Origin of the sequence: uncultured Salinicola sp. (assembly GCF_937921195.1) — a bacterium.
GTDB lineage: Bacteria > Pseudomonadota > Gammaproteobacteria > Pseudomonadales > Halomonadaceae > Salinicola.
On the sequence record NZ_CALFQK010000025.1, the window covers coordinates 1 to 18,210 of the forward strand.

Genomic DNA, 18,210 nt, shown 5'->3' on the forward strand with positions numbered 1-18,210 from the left:
CAGCGTGCTGTTGCTGGAAGCCGGCGGCCCCGGCTATCGCGCCGACTTCCGCACCCAGATGCCGGCGGCGCTGGCCTATCCGCTGCAGGGGAAACGCTACAACTGGGCGTTCGAGACCGACCCGGAGCCGCACATGGACGACCGCCGCATGGAGTGCGGGCGCGGCAAGGGCCTGGGCGGCTCGTCGCTGATCAACGGCATGTGCTACATCCGCGGCAACGCCCTGGACCTGGACAACTGGGCCAGGCAGCCGGGCCTGGAAGATTGGCGCTACAGTGACTGCCTGCCCTACTACCGCAAGGCGGAAAGCCGCGATATCGGCCCCAACGACTATCACGGCGGCGACGGACCGCTGAGCGTGGCGACCCCGAAAGCCGGCAACAACCCGCTCTACCAGGCATTCATCGAAGCGGGAGTCGAGGCGGGCTATCCACGCACCGAGGATCTCAACGGCTACCAGCAGGAAGGCTTCGGTCCCATGGACCGCTCGACGACCCCCAACGGTCGCCGCTCTTCCACCGCACGCGGTTATCTGGACATCGCCAAGCAGCGCGAGAACCTGACCATCGTCACCCACGCCACCACGGACCGCATCCTGTTCGAGGATCAGCGCGCCGTCGGCGTCAACTACCTGCACAAGAGCCAGCCGCGCCAGGCCCTGGCCCGCCGCGAGGTGCTGCTGTGCGGTGGCGCGATCGCCTCGCCGCAGATCCTGCAGCGCTCCGGCGTCGGCAATCCGGAACTGCTGGAAAAACTCGGCATTCCCGTCGTGCATCCGCTCAAGGGCGTCGGCGAGAATCTGCAGGACCACCTGGAGATGTACATCCAGTACGAGTGCAAGCAGCCGGTGTCGCTCTATCCGGCACTCAAGTGGTACAACCAGCCCAAGATCGGCGCGGAGTGGATGTTCCTGGGCAAGGGCATCGGCGCCAGCAACCAGTTCGAGGCCGGCGGGTTCATCCGCAGCGACGACAGCGAGGCGTGGCCCAACCTGCAGTATCACTTCCTGCCGATCGCGATCAGCTACAACGGCAAGAGCGCGGTCCAGGCCCACGGCTTCCAGGCCCATGTCGGCTCGATGCGGTCCGAGAGCCGTGGGCGGGTGCAACTGCGCGACAGGAATCCGCGCAGCGCGCCCAGCATCCTGTTCAACTACATGGCCACCGAGCGCGACTGGGAAGAGTTCCGCGCCGCGATCCGCCTGACCCGCGAGATCATCAACCAGCCGGCGATGGATGCCTACCGTGGCCGGGAGATCTCGCCGGGACCGGATGTGCAGTCGGACGAGGAGCTCGACGCCTTCGTCCGACTGCACGCCGAAACGGCCTACCACCCCTGCGGCACCTGCCGCATGGGCAGCGACGACGATGCCGTGGTCGACGGCGAGGGTCGCGTTCACGGCATCGAGGGGCTGCGCGTGATCGACGCCTCGATCATGCCCCAGATCGTGACCGGCAATCTCAACGCCACCACCATCATGATCGCCGAGAAGCTCGCCGACCGCGTGCGCGGGCACGAGCCGCTACCGGCCTCGGAGGCGCCCTACTACGTCGCCGACGGCGCGCCGGCTCGCCAGGCGCCTGCCAGATCCGCCTGACGTCCACGGGACGCCATCGCCTCCCTTCCATGCCCGGCCGGTCGAGCCGGGCATTTTGCCGTCTGCCGTCCTCCCAATCCGCCATCGGCACGGACCCTCGCGGTCGCTCCGGATACCCGAACACCTCCCCGGGAGGATTTACGCGCTAATTGCGCATTGTCCGAACAGTGTTCCGTTACACTGGGATCGGCTTTACGCTAGTCCGACCCCCAGCTCGTTCGAGCCGTGTAGCGCGCACGTCACAAAGTCCGTACAAGGAACGTCTTTCGTCATGTCATCCTCCTCCACGTCGTCTCGCCCCCGCCGGCCGCCACGCTGGCTGTGGTGGTTGCTGCTGATCCTCGTCGCGGCCAGCGTCGCCTACTATTTTCTCGGCAACAACGGCGAGCCAGAGGGCAACGACGGATCCCCGCAACAGCCCAGCGCCGGCGGCATGCCGGCCACGGCCATCTCCGCCGTGGCCGCCAGCCGCGGGGACCTGCCGATCGAGCTGACCGCGCTGGGCACGGTGCGACCGCTGCAAAGCGTCGCCGTGCGGCCGCGGGTGGAAGGCGAGCTGATTTCGGTCGATTTCGAGGAGGGGCAAACGGTCCAGAAAGGCCAGCGGATCGCCCGGATCGATCCGAGGGATTACCAGGCACAGCTGGACCAGGCCAAGGGACAACTGGCCCAGGACCAGGCCCAACTGGCATCGGCAAGGGAAGATCTGGCCCGCTACGAAAAGCTGATCGAGACCAACTATGTGTCGCGCCAGGAGCTGGAACAGCAGCGCCAGCTGGTGCGCCAGTACCAGGGCACGGTGGCCAGCGACCAGGCCAGCGTCAAGAGCGCCCAGGTCCAGCTCGACTACACCGATATCACCGCACCGATCACCGGCGTGGCGGGGATTCGCAACGTGGATCCCGGCAACATCGTCCAGCTCGGCGACGACGATCCGATCGTCACCATCACCCAACTGGACCCGATCTCGGTGATCTTTTCGCTGCCCAGCCGCTATGTCGATATCGTCCGTGGCCGTCTGGTCGCCGGCGACCATCCCACGGTGAGCGTGACCGGCACCGACGGCGAAACCTACTCCGGCCGGTTGAGCAGCATCGACAGCAACATCAATAGCGCCACCGGTACGATCCGCCTGCGCGCCACCCTCGACAACCCCACCGGCGGGCTCTATCCCAACGCCTACGTCGACGTCAGCCTGGTCTCGCAGATCCTCCGCGACCAGGTGATCGTCCCCGAGCCGGCGGTACAGACCGGCCAGGAAGGCAACTACATCTACGTGGTGAAGGAAGACGGTACCGTGACCCGGCGCGACGTCACGCTGGCCGCGACCCAGAACTCGCAGAGCGCGCTGTCGTCCGGTGTCGAAGCGGGGGAACGGGTGGTGGTGGACGGCGTCGACAGCCTGCGCGAGGGTGCCAAGGTCCGCGTGGTCAGCGATGCGCTGCCGGGAGAGTCGAGTGACGAGGTGGCGGATCCCGCTGCCGGTACCGACGACGGTGACGGCCGCGCATCATGAATCCGTCTCGCCTGTTCATCCTGCGACCGGTCGCCACCTCGCTGGTGATGCTGGCGATCCTGATCGCCGGCGCCATGGCCTATCGGTTGCTGACGATCTCGTCGCTGCCGGAGGTGGACTTCCCCACCATCCAGGTCACCACGCTCTATCCCGGTGCCGGTCCCGACGTGATGCTCTCTCACGTCACCTCCCCGCTGGAGGACGAACTGGGCGAGATCTCGGGGCTGGAGGACATGAGTTCGACCAGCACCGGCGGCGCGTCGCTGATCACGCTGCGCTTCTCGCTCGACTCCGACCTGGGCGTCGCCGAGCAGGAGGTCCAGGCGGCCCTGAGCCAGGCCGAGACACTGCTGCCCGACGACCTGCCCCGCCCGCCCAGCTACAGCAAGGTCAACCCGGCGGATACGCCGATCATGACCCTGGCGGTCAGCTCGGACACCTTGCCGCTGACGAAGGTCTACGACCTGGTCGACACCCGCATGGCGCAGAAGATCGCCCAGATCAGCGGCGTGGGACAGGTCAAGCTGGCCGGCGGCCACCAGCCCGCCGTGCGCATCACCGTCGACTCGCGCCAGCTCGCCGCCTACGGGCTCGATCTCGCCGCGGTGCGCAGCGCCGTCGATGCCGCCAACGTCAACCGGGCCAAGGGCACGCTCTATGGGCCCTACCGCGCCTACAGCATCGATGCCAACGATCAACTGCTGTCGGCGAGCGGTTACCGCGACCTGATCCTCAAGAACGACGGTGGTTCGGTGCTGCGGCTGTCGGACGTGGCCAAGGTCGAGGACGGTTCCGAGAACGCCTACCTCTCGGCCTGGGCCGATCGCGAGGGCGCGATCCTGATCGACGTGCTGCGCCAGCCCGGCGCCAACGTGGTCGGCGTGGCCGACAGCATCAAGCGGGGCCTGCCGGCGCTGGAGAACACGCTGCCGGCCAATGTCGACGTCAGGATACTCACCGATCGCACCACCACCATTCGCGCCGCGGTGGAGGACGTGCAGTTCGAACTGATGCTCGCCATCGGGCTGGTGGTGATGGTGACCTTCCTGTTCCTGCGCAACCTTCCGGCCACGCTGATCCCCAGCCTGGCGGTGCCGCTGTCGCTGGTGGGTACCTTCGGCGCGATGTACCTGGCGGGATTCAGCCTCAACAACCTGACCCTGATGGCCTTGACCATCGCCACCGGCTTCGTCATCGACGACGCCATCGTGGTGCTGGAGAACATCACCCGCTACGTGGAGAAGGGCGAAAAGCCGCTGGCTGCCGCGCTCAAGGGCTCGCGCCAGATCGCCTTCACCATCCTCTCGCTGACGGTCTCGCTGCTGGCCGTGCTGATACCGCTGGTGTTCATGAGTGGCGTGGTCGGCGTGCTGTTCCGCGAATTCGCGCTGACCCTGGCGATCTCGATCCTGATCTCCGCCTTCGTCTCGCTGACGCTGACGCCGATGCTCTGCGCGCGCTGGCTGAAGCAGCGTCCGGAAGCCGCCGGCAGCGGTGGCGAAGAGATGGACGACGAAGCCATGGTGCGCAGCCGTCAAGGCTTGTTCGGTCGCCTCACCCGTGGTTACGAACACGCGCTGAACTGGGTGCTCGGCCATCAGACGCTGACGCTGCTGGTGGCGGTCGCCACCCTGGGCGTCACCGCCCTGCTGTTCATCGCCACGCCCAAGGGGCTGTTCCCGGTGCAGGACACCGGCGTCATCCGCGGCATCACCACTGCGACCCAGTCGACCTCGTTCGAGGCGATGTCGGCGCGCCAGCAGCGACTGGTCGACCGCCTGCTGAAGGATCCCGCCGTCGAGAGCGTCTCGTCCAGCGTCGGCATCGACGGCACCAACACCACGCTCAACAGCGGCCGCCTCTCGATCAACCTCAAGCCGCTGGGCGAACGTGACGACCTGGACGGCGTACTGGCACGGCTGCGCAACGAGAGCCGCGACATTCCCGGGCTGACCCTGTCACTGCAGCCGGTGCAGGATCTGACGCTGGAAGACACCATCAGTCGCTATCCCTATCAGTTCGCCCTGACCCAGGGCGACCGCGCGGCGCTGAACGACGACGCCGCCAGGCTGCTCGCGGCTCTCGGACGCTCTCCCGCCATCGCCAGCGTCAGCAGCGACGTCCAGAACGAAGGGCGCAAGCTCGAGGTGACCATCGACCGCGGCCGCGCCGGCCGGCTCGGGATCAGCGTCGCCGATATCGACGACGCACTCTACGACGCCTTCGGCCAGCGCCTGATCTCGACCATCTTCACCCAGGCCAGCCAGTACCGGGTGGTGCTTGCCGCCAACGCCACCGATAGCGACGGACCGCAGGCGCTGTCGCGTCTCTACGTCGCCAACGACGACGATGAGCTGGTGCCGCTGTCGACCCTGGTGACCCTGACCGAGCGCACCACCCCGCTCTCGCTGCAACGCCAGAACCAGTTCCCCTCGGCGCTGATGTCGTTCGCCGTCGCCGACGGCCACTCGCTGTCGGAGGCCTTCGAGGCGGTCGACCGGGCGGCGGCCGACACCCTCAGCGACCAGACCACGCTCACCTATCGCGGCTCCGCGCTGGCGTACACCGACTCCACCGGCGACACCCTGTGGCTGATCCTGGCCGCCATCGTCACCATGTACATCGTGCTGGGGGTGCTCTACGAGAGCTACATTCACCCGCTGACGATCCTGTCGACGCTGCCATCCGCCGCCATCGGCGCCTTGCTGGCGCTGCAGATCGGCGGTTATTCGCTCGGCCTGGTGGCGGTCATCGGCATCATCCTGCTGATCGGCATCGTCAAGAAGAACGCGATCATGATGATCGACTTCGCGCTGGAGGCGCAGCGCGAGCGCGGCATGTCGGCGGAGAAGGCGATCCATACCGCGGCGCTGCTGCGCTTCCGGCCGATCATGATGACCACCTTCGCCGCGCTGCTCGGCGCCATGCCGCTGATGTTCGCCAGCGGCTACGGCGCCGAGCTCCGCCAGCCGCTGGGGGTCACCATGGTCGGCGGGCTGCTGTTCAGCCAGTTGCTGACGCTGTTCACCACGCCGGTGATCTACCTGTTCTTCGACCGCCTCGCGGTACGCTTCGGCCGGACCCGGCGCCACGACGATGAGCACGACGAACGCGATGCACGGGGTCGTGATGAAGAGCGTGGTGATGGAGAGACCCCAGACGGAGCATCGCCGTGAGCCTGTCGGCCCCCTTCGTACGCCGACCCGTGGCCACCATCCTGCTGGCGCTGGCCATCGTGCTGCTGGGCTCGCTCGCCTACGAGCGGCTGCCGGTGGCACCGCTGCCCAACGTGTCGTTCCCGACCATTCTGGTCTCGGCGAGCCTGAGCGGGGCCAATCCGGAAACCATGGCATCGACGGTAGCGACGCCGCTGGAGCGTTCGCTGGGTCGCATTCCCGGGATCACCCAGATGACCTCGTCGAGCTCCGACGGCTCCACCAGCGTGATCATCCAGTTCGATCTCGACAAGGAGATCAACGTGGCCGCCCAGGAGGTCCAGGCCGCCATCAACGACGCCCAGCCGCTGCTCCCCAGCGCCATGACCAGCCGGCCGCACTATCGCAAGCTCAACCCGGCCTCGGCGCCGGTGATGATCCTGTCGCTGACCTCCGACACCCTCCCCACCAGCGAGCTCTATCGCCTCGCCGACAGCAAGATCGCACCGCCCATCGCCCAGGTGCCCGGCGTCGGCGACGTCAATGTCGGCGGCAGCTCCTCACCGGCGGTGAGGGTGTCGATCGACCCGCGCAAGCTCAACCACGCCGGTATCGCACTGGACGCCGTGGCCGGTGCCCTGCGCGCGGCCACGACGCAGTCGCCAACCGGATTCGTGCAGACCGTCGAGCATCGCTGGGAGGTCCAGAGCGACTCCCAACTGCTGAAGGCGAGCGACTATAGCCAGATCGTGATCGCCAAGGGGGACGACGGCTCGCTGATGCGCCTCGGCGACGTGGCCAGGATCGTCGACGGCGTGGAAGATCGCTACAACGTCGGCTTCCAGAACGATCTTCCCGCCGTCCTGCTGGTGATCAGCAGTGCCAGCGGCGCCAACATCATCGACACCATCGCCGGCGTCAGGGAACGGCTCGAGGAGGTGCGCAGCCTGCTGCCCCGGAACGTCAACCTCAGCGTGCAGCTCGACCGCGCACCCGGCATCCAGGCATCTCTGCACGAGACCCAGCTGACACTGCTGCTGGCCGTCGTGCTGGTGGTGCTGGTGGTGTTCCTGTTCCTGCGCAATGCCCGCGCCACCATCATCCCCAGTGTCGCGATTCCGGTGTCGCTGATCGGCACCTTCGCGATGATGTGGGTGTTCGACTTCTCGCTGGACACCCTGTCGCTGATGGCGCTGATCGTCTCGATCGGCTTCCTGGTCGACGACGCCATCGTGGTGGTGGAGAACATCGCGCGGCACATCGAGCAGGGCGTCAAGCCATTCAAGGCCGCGCTGCTCGGCGCCAGGGAAGTCGGCTTCACGGTCACCGCGATGAGCGTGTCGCTGGTGGCAGTGTTCATCCCGCTGCTGCTGCTTGGCGGCTTCATCGGGCGAATGTTCCACGAGTTCGCAGTGACGCTGTCGCTGGCCATCGGGGTGTCGTTGCTGGTGTCGCTGACGCTGACGCCGATGCTGTGCGCCCGCTGGCTGAAACCGCACCCGGAACGCCAGCGACAGCCCCGCTGGGAGCGGTTCTTGACCGCGACCGGCAACGCCTTCGTGCGCGGCTACGCCACGACCCTGGATATCGCGCTGAAGCATCGCCGGTTGACGCTGCTGTCGCTGGTCGCCGTGATCGTGCTCAACGGTTATCTCTACGCCGCCGTCGACAAGGGGTTCATCCCGGATCAGGACACCGGGCGCCTGCTCGGCACCATGCGCGGCGATCAGGCACTGTCGTTCGACGCCGTCTCGGACAAGCTCGGCCAGGTGCGCGAGCGGCTGCAGGCCGACCCCGCCGTCGACAGCGTGCTGGGGTTCATGGGGAGCGGCGGCCCGGGCCGCGGCGGCTCCTCGGCCACGCTGTTCATCACTCTCAAGGCCGACCGCCAGGGCTCTACCCAGGCGATCGGCAATCGCCTGATGGCCAGCCTGCAGGGCCTGACCGGGGTCAGCACCTTCATGTTTCCGCTGCAGGATATCCGCATCGGCGGACGCTCCAGCAGCGCCTCCCAGTACGAGATCACGCTCAAGAGCGACGATCTCGATCTGCTGGACGAGTGGTCCAGGAAGGTCCAGCAGGCGATGCAGCAGGTCGACGGCATCACCGGGGTCGATAGCGACAACCGCGGCGACGGCCTGGCCGCCAGGCTGGTCGTGGATCGGGACACCGCCTCGCGTCTCGGCGTGGACATGAGCACCATCGACACCGCGCTGGGCAACGCCTTCGCCCAGAGCAAGGTGGTGAGCCTCTACGATGCCGACGAACAGCGCTACGTGGTGATGGAAGTCGATGCCCCCTACCGCCAGGCCCCCGATGCCATCGGCGACCTCCAGGTCAGCGCCAGCGACGGCGAGATGATCCCGATCTCGGCGTTCAGTCACGTCGAGCGCAGCACCACGCCGGTAACGGTCAATCACCAGGGGCAGTTCGCCGCCTCGACGGTCTCGTTCAACCTGGAGGAGGGCGTGTCGCTGGGAGAAGCGACCGCACGCATTCGCCAGGCCGTGGACGAGCTTCACCCGCCCACCGCCGTCCAGGTCGACTTCGAGGGCAGCGCCGGCACCTTCCAGAGCGGTATCGAAGCGATGCCATGGCTGATCCTCGCCGCGCTGGTGACGGTCTACCTGGTGCTGGGCATTCTCTACGAGAGCTACATCCATCCACTGACCATCCTGTCGACGCTGCCCTCCGCCGGGGTCGGCGCCCTGCTGGCGCTGATGGCGCTGGACACGCCGTTCACCCTGATCGCGCTGATCGGCATCATCCTGCTGATCGGCGTGGTCAAGAAGAACGCGATCATGCTGGTGGACTTCGCCGTCGTCTGCGAACGCGACCAGGGCATGACGCCGCAGGACGCGATTCGCCACGCCGCGCTGGTCCGCTTCCGGCCGATCATGATGACCACCCTCGCCGCCCTGCTCGGCGCGCTGCCGCTGCTGCTCGGCACCGACGAGAATGCCGGCCTGCGCGCGCCACTGGGGATCACCATCATCGGCGGGCTGATCGTCAGCCAGATCCTGACGCTCTACACCACCCCGGTGGTCTATCTTTACCTCGACAGGCTTCACCGCCGCCTGCGGCCAAGACAGATCGGCGCGGGACGTGCCAGCGAGGCGTAAGCTTCGGGCTTCGGGCTCCGGCCCGCAAGTCCTTCTCGTCGCTCGTGGCTCTTAGCTCTTAGCTCTTAGCTCGTAGCTCATAGCTCGTAGCTCGCGGCTCTAGCCCAAAGGATAAGCACGTCGGCCTAGTCAGCCGGCGTGGGATCCGCTAGTCTGAAAACCAAATTCAAACGCTCGTCTGAATTCTTCGTTTTCCCTCTCGGAGCTCGTCATGATCACACTGCTGCTCATCGTCCTGGCCGTCATCGGCTGTCTGGTCGTCATGCGTCGCGAAGCCGGCGCACTCGCGGCACTGGCCGTACTCGCCGTGTTGGGTGTCATCGGGCTGGCGCTGGACGCCGGCGTCGCCGGTACGCTGCTGTTGATCGCGGCGATCGGCGTCGCCGTCTGCGGCCTCAAGCCGATTCGTCGGCTGTGGCTGTCGCCGCGCCTGTTCGCGCTGTTCAAGAAGATCGCCCCGCGGGTCTCCGAGACCGAGCGAGTCGCGCTCGATGCCGGCACCGTCGCCTGGGACGGCGAGCTGTTCAGCGGCCGTCCCGACTGGCAGCGCCTGCTCGACTTCGACAATGCCGGGCTGAGCGAGGAGGAGCAGGCCTTCGTCGACCATCAATGCTCCGTCGCCGCGGGCATGTGCAACGCCTGGGAGATCGCCCGCGAGCGTGCCGACATGCCGGAGGCGCTGTGGGAGTACCTGAAGAAGGAGCGCTTCTTCGGCATGATCATCCCCAAGGCCTACGGCGGCCTGGGATTCTCAGCCAAGGCGCAGTCCGCCGTGCTGCAGAAGCTCGCGTTCAACGAAACCCTGATGAGCACCGTCGGCGTGCCCAACTCGCTCGGCCCGGGCGAGTTGCTGCTGAAATACGGTACCGAGGCGCAGAAGGATCACTACCTGCCGCGCCTCGCCGACGGCCGCGACATCCCCTGCTTCGCGCTGACCGGCCCCCGCGCCGGCAGTGACGCCACCTCCATCCCGGATGTCGGCATCGTCTGCCGCGGCATGCATGACGGCAAGGAGGTCCTGGGGATGAAGCTGACCTTTGAGAAACGCTGGATCACCCTGGCGCCGATCGCCACCGTGGTCGGCCTGGCCTTCCGCATGTTCGACCCGGACAATCTGCTGGAGCGCGGCGAGAGCGACATCGGCATCAGCTGTGCGCTGATCCCGCGTGACACCGAAGGCATGGAGATCGGCCGCCGCCACCATCCGATCGGCAGCCCGTTCATGAACGGTCCGATCCGCGGCAAGGAGGTGTTCATCCCCCTCGATTACCTGATTGGCGGGCTCGACATGGCCGGTCAGGGCTGGCGCATGCTGGTGGAGTGCCTCTCGGTGGGCCGCTGCATCACCCTGCCTTCCGGTGCCGCGGGCATCGGGCGCTATGCGGTGGGCTGGAGCGGCGGCTTCACCCGCATTCGCCGCCAGTTCAACATCGCCGTGGCGGACATGGAGGGCGTGCAGGAGCCGCTGGCGCGCATCGCCGCCAAGGCCTACATCTCCCAGGCCGCCGTGATGCAGACCGCCAACACCATCGATCACGGCGTCAAGCCGGCGGTACCGTCGGCGATTCTCAAGAGCCAGTTGACCGAGTTCCAGCGCGACGTGCTGGCCGATGCCATGGATGTCCACGGCGGACGCACGGTAACGCTGGGCCCGCGCAACTATCTCGGCATCGGCTACAGCGCCAACCCGGTGTCGATCACCGTCGAGGGCGCCAATATCATGACCCGCAACCTGATGATCTTCGGTCAGGGTGCGATCCGCTGCCATCCTTACGTCCTCGAGGAGCTGGCGGCCAAGGATGCCAACGATTTCGAGGCCTTCGATCGGCTGTTCTTCCGCCATATCGGGCTGATCTTCGGCAACGGCGCACGCGCCTTCACCCAGGCACTGGGTCTCGGCAAGCCGAACGTCCCGTTCGATGCCATCGCGGCGCCCTACGCACAGGATGCCGCGCGGCTCTCTTCCGCCTTCAGCCTGTGCGCCGACGCCGCCATGGCCAGCCTCGGCTCCAAGCTCAAGCAGCGCGAGATGATCTCGGCGCGTCTCGGCGACGTGCTCTCCAATCTCTATCTGCTGTCGATGGTGCTCAAGCAGTGGCACGAAACCGATCGCGTCGACAACGAGGCGGCGCTGTTCCACTACAGCTGTCGGTTGTTGCTGAACCGTGCCGAGCAGGCGCTGGTCGATCTGTTCGACAACCTGCCCAACCGGGCCTTGGGCAATACGCTGGCGTTCGTCACCCAGCCTCTGGGGCGCCGCTGGCACAAGCCGCAGGACACGCTGACACGGGAGATCGCCAGAGCGATCTCCACGGACAGCGCGCTGCGCCACAAGCTGACGAGCAATACCTGGGACAGCTGGGAGGAGGGTCAGAAGGAGAACGCGCTGGCGCGCTACAACGCCCTGCTGGCCAATGCCGAACGGGCCGAGACGATCTATCGCACGCTCAACAAGGCGCGGGTCAAGAAAGCGCTGCCGGAGGTCGCGTTGCACCCCGAGCAGTGGATCGATGCCGCTCACGAAACCGGCCTGCTGAACGACGAGGATGCCGCCTTCATGCGCGCCCACGAGGCGGAAGTCCTGGAGATGCTGACGGTGGACGACTTCGCCTTCGATGCCTTCGTCACGCGTCGGGAAGCGCAAGAGACGTCGGAGATCGAGAACGAGGCCACCGCCTAGCGGCGCCCGGCCAGCGTTGTCGGCAAGATGAAGAAGCCCCCGTTCTGAACGGGGGCTTCTTCGTCTGATCACCGTCTTGGTCTGATCACCGTCTTGGTCTGGTCATCGTTTGGCAGCTACTGCTCCAGCACCTGCAGTTGGACGTCGGCGGCGCCCTCGTGGACCATGCCGAGCTGCTCCGCCGCCCTTCGGGAGAGGTCGATGATGCGGCCATCGACGAAGGGGCCGCGATCGTTGATGCGCACCACCGTGCTTTCGCCGGAATCCAGCGCGGTAACCTTCACCCGGGTACCGAAGGGCAACGTCTTGTGAGCCGCCGTCATCGCCTGGCTGTCGTAGGGCTCGCCACTGGCCGTCAGCCGTCCTTCGAAGTAGGACGCATAGAAGGTCGCTTCGCCCAGGCGCTTCTTCCCGCTCGGTCGAGCCCCGCGAGCCTGCTCGTCACTCGAGACCGCGCCGGGTTGGTCGTCCCCCGCCTTCTTATGGGACTTGGCACTGGATTTCGAGCCCGGGTTGGCGCTGGCCGCGGTCGAGGCGGGCTGACCGGATGGAGGGGGACTCCATCCCGGCGGATGCTGATTCGTCGCGCAGCCCGCCAGCAAGATCGAAGTCACCGCGGCGGCAAAAAGCCCCTTTCGAGACAGACACCGTCTGGGAAATCCCGGCATGGTGTCGGTGGAATCGGTCGTCATCACTCGGAAACCTGATGTCATCTGAACATGGCGTACTGCTTGAATCCGACAATCATAAACGATGATCGGCTCACGATAGCGGCCAAATGAGCAAAATCAAGGGAATTGCCGTTACCATGACGACCAGCGACAGCGGCAGCCCGAGCTTCCAGTAGTCCCGGAAGTGATAACCGCCAGGGCCCATGACCAGCGTGTTCGACTGGTGGCCGATCGGCGTCAGGAAGGCGCAAGACGCACTGACAGCCACCGCCATCAGGAACGGGTCGAGGGAGACATCGAGGCCACTGGCGAGACTGGCGGCGATCGGCGCCATCAGCAGTGCCGCGGCGGCGTTGTTGATCACGTTGGAGAGCAGCAGCGTGATCGCGAACAGCGCCACCAGCGTGACCACCGGCGGCCAGCCGCTCCCCAGCGCCATCATCCCGTCCGCCACCATCTGGGCTCCGCCACTGGTCTCCAGCGCCGTTCCCACCGGCAACATCGCCGCCAGCAGCACGATCACCGGCCCCTCGATGGCGTCGTAGCCCTCTCGCAGCGGCAGTACGCCCAGCACCAGCGTGACCAGTGCCGCCAGCGACAGCGCGACCGCCGCCGGCAGCAGGTCGAACATCATCGCTCCGATCGCCACCGCGAAGATCGCGACCGACAGCAGCAGTTGGCGCGGCTGCCCCAACGACAGCTTGCGGCTGGCCAGCGGCAGGCATCCCAGCGCCGCCAGGCTGTCGCTGAGCCCGTTCTCGCCACCCTGCAGCAGCAGCACGTCTCCCGGTTGGAAGCGCACCTCCCGCAGCCGCTGCTTCAGTCGCGTCCCATCCCTCGACACCGCGACCAGATGCAGCCCATGCTGGTCGAGCAGGCGCAGTTGCGTCACCGTTCGCCGCGTCATCATCGAATCGGTGCGCACCACGGCCTCGACCAGTTGCAGATCTTCCGTATCCAGCTTAGGCGCCTCGGTGGATTCGGAGCCGTCGGCGTCCCGCTCATGGGCACCGATGGTCAGCCCCGCCTTGTCCTCCAGTTGCCTGAGATCGTCGGGGTCCGCTTCGAGCAGCACGATGTCGCCGGCCTGCAGGGTGCCGAAGAAACGGCTGCCGGGTAGCCGTTTACCGTCCCGCACGACGCCGAGGACCGGTACCGGCTCGTCGCACACCTCACGCAGCTGTCGTAGCGTCCAGCCTGCCGCCTTGGACGCTTCCCCGACCGTCAGTTCGCTGAGGTAGGCGGAGGTCTCGAACAGCTCGTCGGCGGACGCCTGCCCTTGCCGTCGCGGCGTCAGGCGCCAGCCCAGCAGCACCATGAACGCCAAGCCGGCCAGCGCGACACCACCGCCCACGGGGGCGAAATCGAACATTCGAAAGGCGCCCTCCCCCTGGCTGGCACGGAAGGCGCTGATGATGATGTTCGGCGGCGTGCCGATCAGCGTGATCAGGCCGCCCAGCAGCGAGCCGAATGCCAGCGGCATCAACAGCAGCGATGGCGAGGTGCCGTGCTCGCGGGCGACGCGAACCGCCACCGGCAGCAACAGCGCCAGCGCGCCCACGTTGTTCATGACGGCGGAGAGCAGGATGACCGTGGTGGTCAGCACCGCCAGCTGCCAGATCGGCTGGCTCCCCGCCTTGAGGGTCTTCTCCGCGATCCAGTCGACGACGCCGGAGTGCTCGAAGCCGCGGCTGAGCACGAGTACCGCCGCCACCGTGATGATTGCAGGATGGCCGAAGCCGGAGAACGCCTCGTCCGCCGGGACGACGCCCAGCAGCACGCAGGCCAGCAGCGCCGCCATGGCGACCAGATCGTAGCGGAACCGGCCCCAGACGAAGGCCGCCAGCGTCAACGCCAGTACGAGGAAGACCCAGTATGCATCCTGCATCGACACACTCCTTGTGCGAACGAACTCCACCCGGACCGAAAAAGCCGACGCCGCGTGATCGCGGCGTCGGCTTCGGTATCATACGACAAAGCTCGCGGACTTCACGGAATCAGAATCGTCGACCCCGTGGTGCGACGCGACGCCAGCGCCTCCTGCGCCTTGCCGGCCTCGTCCAGCGTGAAGCGCTGGGCGATGTCGATTTTGACCTTGCCGCTCTCGAGCATGTCGAAAAGGTCGAGACACATCTCTTCGAAGCGTTCGCGCGTGTCGGCGTAGCCGTTGAGGCTGGGGCGGGTCAGGTAGAGCGACCCCTTCTGGTTGAGGATGCCCACGTTGACGCCCTCGACGGCGCCGGAAGCGTTGCCGAAGCTGACCATCAGCCCCCTGGGCGCCAGGCAGTCCAGCGACGTGGTCCAGGTGTCCTTGCCGACGGAGTCGTACACCACCGGCACCATGGCGCCGTCGGTCAGCTCGCGAACGCGTTCGACCACGTTCTCCTCGCGGTAGTTGATCGTCGCCCAGGCACCATTGTTCATCGCCAATTCGGCCTTCTCGGCAGAACCGACGGTGCCGATCACCTTGACGCCCAGCGCCTTCGCCCACTGACAGGCGATCGACCCGACCCCGCCGGCAGCGGCGTGGAACAGAATGGTCTCGCCACCTTCCAGCGGGAACGTCTGGCGCAGCAGATACTGGGTGGTCAGCCCCTTGAGCATGGCGGCGGCGGCGGTCTCGAAGGGAATGTCCTCCGGCAGCTGGACGACCTTGTCCGCCGGCAGCACGTGGTACTGCGAATAGGCGCCAAGAGGGCCCTGGGCGTAGGCGACACGATCCCCCACTTCGAGATGGGTCACGCCCTCGCCGACGGTGTCGATGACCCCGGCACCCTCGGTCCCCAGCCCGGACGGCATGGCCGGCGCCGGGTAGAGCCCGGTGCGGAAATAGATATCGATGAAGTTGAGACCGATGGCGTGGTTCTTGACCCTGACTTCTCCCGCCTTGGGTTCGGACGGCTCGACCTCGACGGTCTCGAGGACTTCCGGGCCGCCGGTACGGGCGAACTGAATGCGCTTGGCCATGACGTTTCCTTGTTGGGCTGATGACTCTCGGTCTGTCATCCAAGCGCCATTCCTGGAGCGGGTCAAGTCGAGGGGCCGGGTCGCGTCAGGGTCGGCCGGCGTCACGCGATGTTGGAGTAGCGCTCCAGGGCAGCGACGAAGCGTGACTTGTAGGCCTCGAAGGTCTCGGGTTCCTGCTTGAAGGTGCGTACGATACCGTCGCCATTGAAGCGCACCACGCTGGGCAGCACTCCATTCACCGGCGCCGGGTGGAGCGGGCCCAGACCGACGCGCAGGCCACCGTCACCGTCGACCCAGCGCTCGATGCCGCAGCGTCGGAAGAACGCCTCGCCCGCCTCGTCGGCGGCCGTCACCCGTAGCGGCGCCTTCTCCGCCAGGGTCTTGACCAGGTGCCGGCTGTGCCGGGTATCGCCCTTGCCCTCGGGGGTCGACAGCATGCCCACTTCCATGGTCCCGCCGTCGACATCGGACGAGATCAGCGCCAGACACAGGATGGTGCCGTCATCTTCAGTCAGCGCGAACAGCCGCGCCGCCTCCTGCTCGAACAGCACGCCCTGGGTGCCGGCGAACGTCACCAGCGGCGCCAGCCCCGCCTCCTGGCCGTAGACGCTGGCGCACAGCTTGGCGAGACAGGCTTCGCGAGTCTCGGGATTCTTGACGTGGACGACCTTCATCATGCTTCTCCTGACTGGTATGCCTTCTGGCGCGCTGCCGGCGGCTTCGGGCCGGTGTATAACGCACTGCCGGCGGCTCCGGGCCGGCGTGACGCGCTGCCGGTGGCTGCGGGCCGGTGTGACGCGCTGCCGGTGGCTGCGGGCCGGTGTGACGCGCTGCCGGCGGCTTCGGGCCGGTGTAGTAAGCCGCGCAGCCTAGCATACTCTCCCCCGGCGGGCCCGCCGCGACTCCGGGCGAGATTCGAGTCGGTGGTTCATGCAAGCTTTCGCGGCTTGAGCAGCGGGCACGCCTGACAGTATTCCCGTGGACAGGTGGCCTTGAAATAGAGGCAACAGGTCCGGCGAAAGCGGACCGAACCGTCCTCTTCCGATGGGGTGTGCGGGTGGAAGAATCGCGCCAGGGGATTGAAATCGAGTCCGAAAAGCGACGGCTCGGCGGTGAGCAGGAAGTCATAATCCGCCTCTCGGCGCTGTCTCGCGCGCGCATCCCCGAGGCCGCTCAGCCGGCGTTCGTAGAGCGAATAGACCCTGACCGCCAGGTTTTCCCACAGGATACGTTCCGGCACGCCACCCACTTCGCGAAGCGTGCGCCACAGCGGGACGATCGTCTGCGCGAACAGCACATGCAGGATCTCGCTGCGGGCGCTGTGGCGTCGCGAGGCCGCCAACGCCTCGCTCTCCAGCCTCCGCAGCGGCAACGACGAAGTCCATACGCCGTCGTCGTGGGCGTATTCAATGACGCAATTGGCGGCGGAGAGATCGAGCCTGCGATCGCAAATCGACAGGGCGTACAGCGGTGCGCCGGTAAGCAGGAAGCCCAGACGTTTCGACAGCAGCGATGCCGTCGTGCGCCGCTCGGGGGACCCCATCACCGGCCCCAGATGATCGAGCAGTTCGCGACAGCGCCTGGGATCGAGAAAATCGGCGACGTCCAGCGAGCGCGAGTCCGCCCGTTCGGCCGACGTCAAGCGCAGCGCGCCTGCCAGGTAGTGCCAGTGCGCAGGATCGAAACCGTGGGTGCGGGACGCTTCGCTCATCTCCCCTCCCGCCTGGCGAACGGAATGCACAGCGGCGTATGGAAATAGGGATCGTCGATCACCTGGCAATCGAGCTGGAAGATCTCCTTGACCCGCTGGCGGGTGATCACTTCGTGGGGCGTGCCCTGCGCGTGGATCCGGCCATCGCGCAGCGCCACGATATGATCGGCGTAGCGACAGGCCAGGTTGAGATCGTGAAGCACCATGACGATGGTCTTGCCCGACTCGCGGTTGAGGCTCGCAAGCAACTCCAGCACCTCCATCTGATGAGCGAGATCGAGAAAGGATGTCGGCTCGTCGAGCAGCATCAAGGGCGTATCCTGGGCCACCGCCATGGCGATCCAGGCCCGCTGACGCTGGCCGCCGGAGAGCGTCTCGACCCGGCGCTCGGCAAACTCGCTCAGTTCGGTGCGCGTAAGCGCCTGCTCGACCTTGCGCTCGTCCTGCTCCGACCATTGCGCCAACCAGCTCTGATGGGGATGACGCCCCAGAGTGACCAACTGGCGCACGGTGATGCCCTCCGGTGCCATCGGCTGCTGCGGCAACAGCGACAACAGCCTCGCCACGGCCCTGGTCGGCTGCCGCTGAATGTCACGTCCGTCGAGAATCACGTTGCCCTGCCACGGCAACAGCAGGCGCGCCAGCGCCTTGAGCAGCGTGCTCTTGCCGCAGCCGTTGCTGCCCACGAGCACGGATATCCGGCCTTCCGGCAGCGTCAGCGACAACGCGTCCAAGATGGTCCGACGCTGGTAGCCCAGGGTGAGTTCGTGCGCGGCGATCGTCGTCATGGG

Annotated in this window: 11 protein-coding genes; 5 read left to right on the forward strand and 6 right to left on the reverse strand. The window is 66.6% G+C overall.

Going from position 1 to position 18,210, the window contains the following annotated elements:
* The 5 genes from betA to Q0602_RS01790 all read left to right on the forward strand — a co-directional run.
* Nucleotides 1-1,597: choline dehydrogenase (gene betA / locus Q0602_RS01770; RefSeq protein ID WP_298838001.1), on the forward strand; the 1,597-nt coding region annotated here is incomplete at its 5' end.
* 271 nt (nt 1,598-1,868) lie between these two features.
* Nucleotides 1,869-3,113, forward strand: coding sequence for an efflux RND transporter periplasmic adaptor subunit (locus tag Q0602_RS01775; protein ID WP_298838005.1), 1,245 nt, complete (start codon nt 1,869-1,871; stop codon nt 3,111-3,113).
* Nucleotides 3,110-6,289 (forward strand): multidrug efflux RND transporter permease subunit, encoded by a 3,180-nt coding sequence (locus Q0602_RS01780; RefSeq protein WP_298838008.1) that lies wholly within the window; start codon nt 3,110-3,112, stop codon nt 6,287-6,289. Before Q0602_RS01775 ends, Q0602_RS01780 begins: the two co-directional genes overlap by 4 nt.
* Entirely contained in the window at nt 6,286-9,390 is a 3,105-nt protein-coding gene (locus tag Q0602_RS01785; protein WP_298838011.1) for an efflux RND transporter permease subunit, read from the forward strand. Before Q0602_RS01780 ends, Q0602_RS01785 begins: the two co-directional genes overlap by 4 nt.
* 211 nt (nt 9,391-9,601) lie before the next feature.
* Nucleotides 9,602-12,070, forward strand: a complete 2,469-nt coding sequence (locus tag Q0602_RS01790; RefSeq protein ID WP_298838014.1) for an acyl-CoA dehydrogenase — start codon at nt 9,602-9,604, stop codon at nt 12,068-12,070.
* Nucleotides 12,071-12,186: 116 nt separating this feature from the next.
* On the opposite strand, the gene Q0602_RS01795 is transcribed toward Q0602_RS01790, so the two are convergent.
* The 6 genes from Q0602_RS01795 to Q0602_RS01820 all read right to left on the reverse strand — a co-directional run bounded on the left by Q0602_RS01795 (nt 12,187) and on the right by Q0602_RS01820 (nt 18,207).
* On the reverse strand, nt 12,187-12,762 hold the full coding sequence (locus tag Q0602_RS01795) for a septal ring lytic transglycosylase RlpA family protein (RefSeq protein ID WP_298838016.1): 576 nt from the start codon (nt 12,760-12,762) through the stop codon (nt 12,187-12,189).
* A 70-nt stretch (nt 12,763-12,832) separates the two neighbouring features.
* Nucleotides 12,833-14,629 (reverse strand): SLC13 family permease, encoded by a 1,797-nt coding sequence (locus Q0602_RS01800; RefSeq protein WP_298838019.1) that lies wholly within the window; start codon nt 14,627-14,629, stop codon nt 12,833-12,835.
* Between the two features lie 101 nt (nt 14,630-14,730).
* A complete protein-coding gene (locus tag Q0602_RS01805) occupies nt 14,731-15,708 on the reverse strand; it encodes an NADPH:quinone reductase (protein WP_298838022.1) in 978 nt (325 codons plus the stop codon).
* 101 nt (nt 15,709-15,809) lie between these two features.
* Nucleotides 15,810-16,385 (reverse strand): hypothetical protein, encoded by a 576-nt coding sequence (locus tag Q0602_RS01810; RefSeq protein WP_298838025.1) that lies wholly within the window; start codon nt 16,383-16,385, stop codon nt 15,810-15,812.
* Nucleotides 16,386-16,636: 251 nt separating this feature from the next.
* Entirely contained in the window at nt 16,637-17,419 is a 783-nt protein-coding gene (locus Q0602_RS01815; RefSeq protein ID WP_298838028.1) for an IucA/IucC family C-terminal-domain containing protein, read from the reverse strand.
* Nucleotides 17,416-18,207, reverse strand: a complete 792-nt coding sequence (locus Q0602_RS01820; protein WP_298838030.1) for an ABC transporter ATP-binding protein — start codon at nt 18,205-18,207, stop codon at nt 17,416-17,418. The genes Q0602_RS01815 and Q0602_RS01820 overlap by 4 nt, the downstream gene beginning before the upstream one ends.
* Nucleotides 18,208-18,210 lie beyond the last annotated feature (3 nt).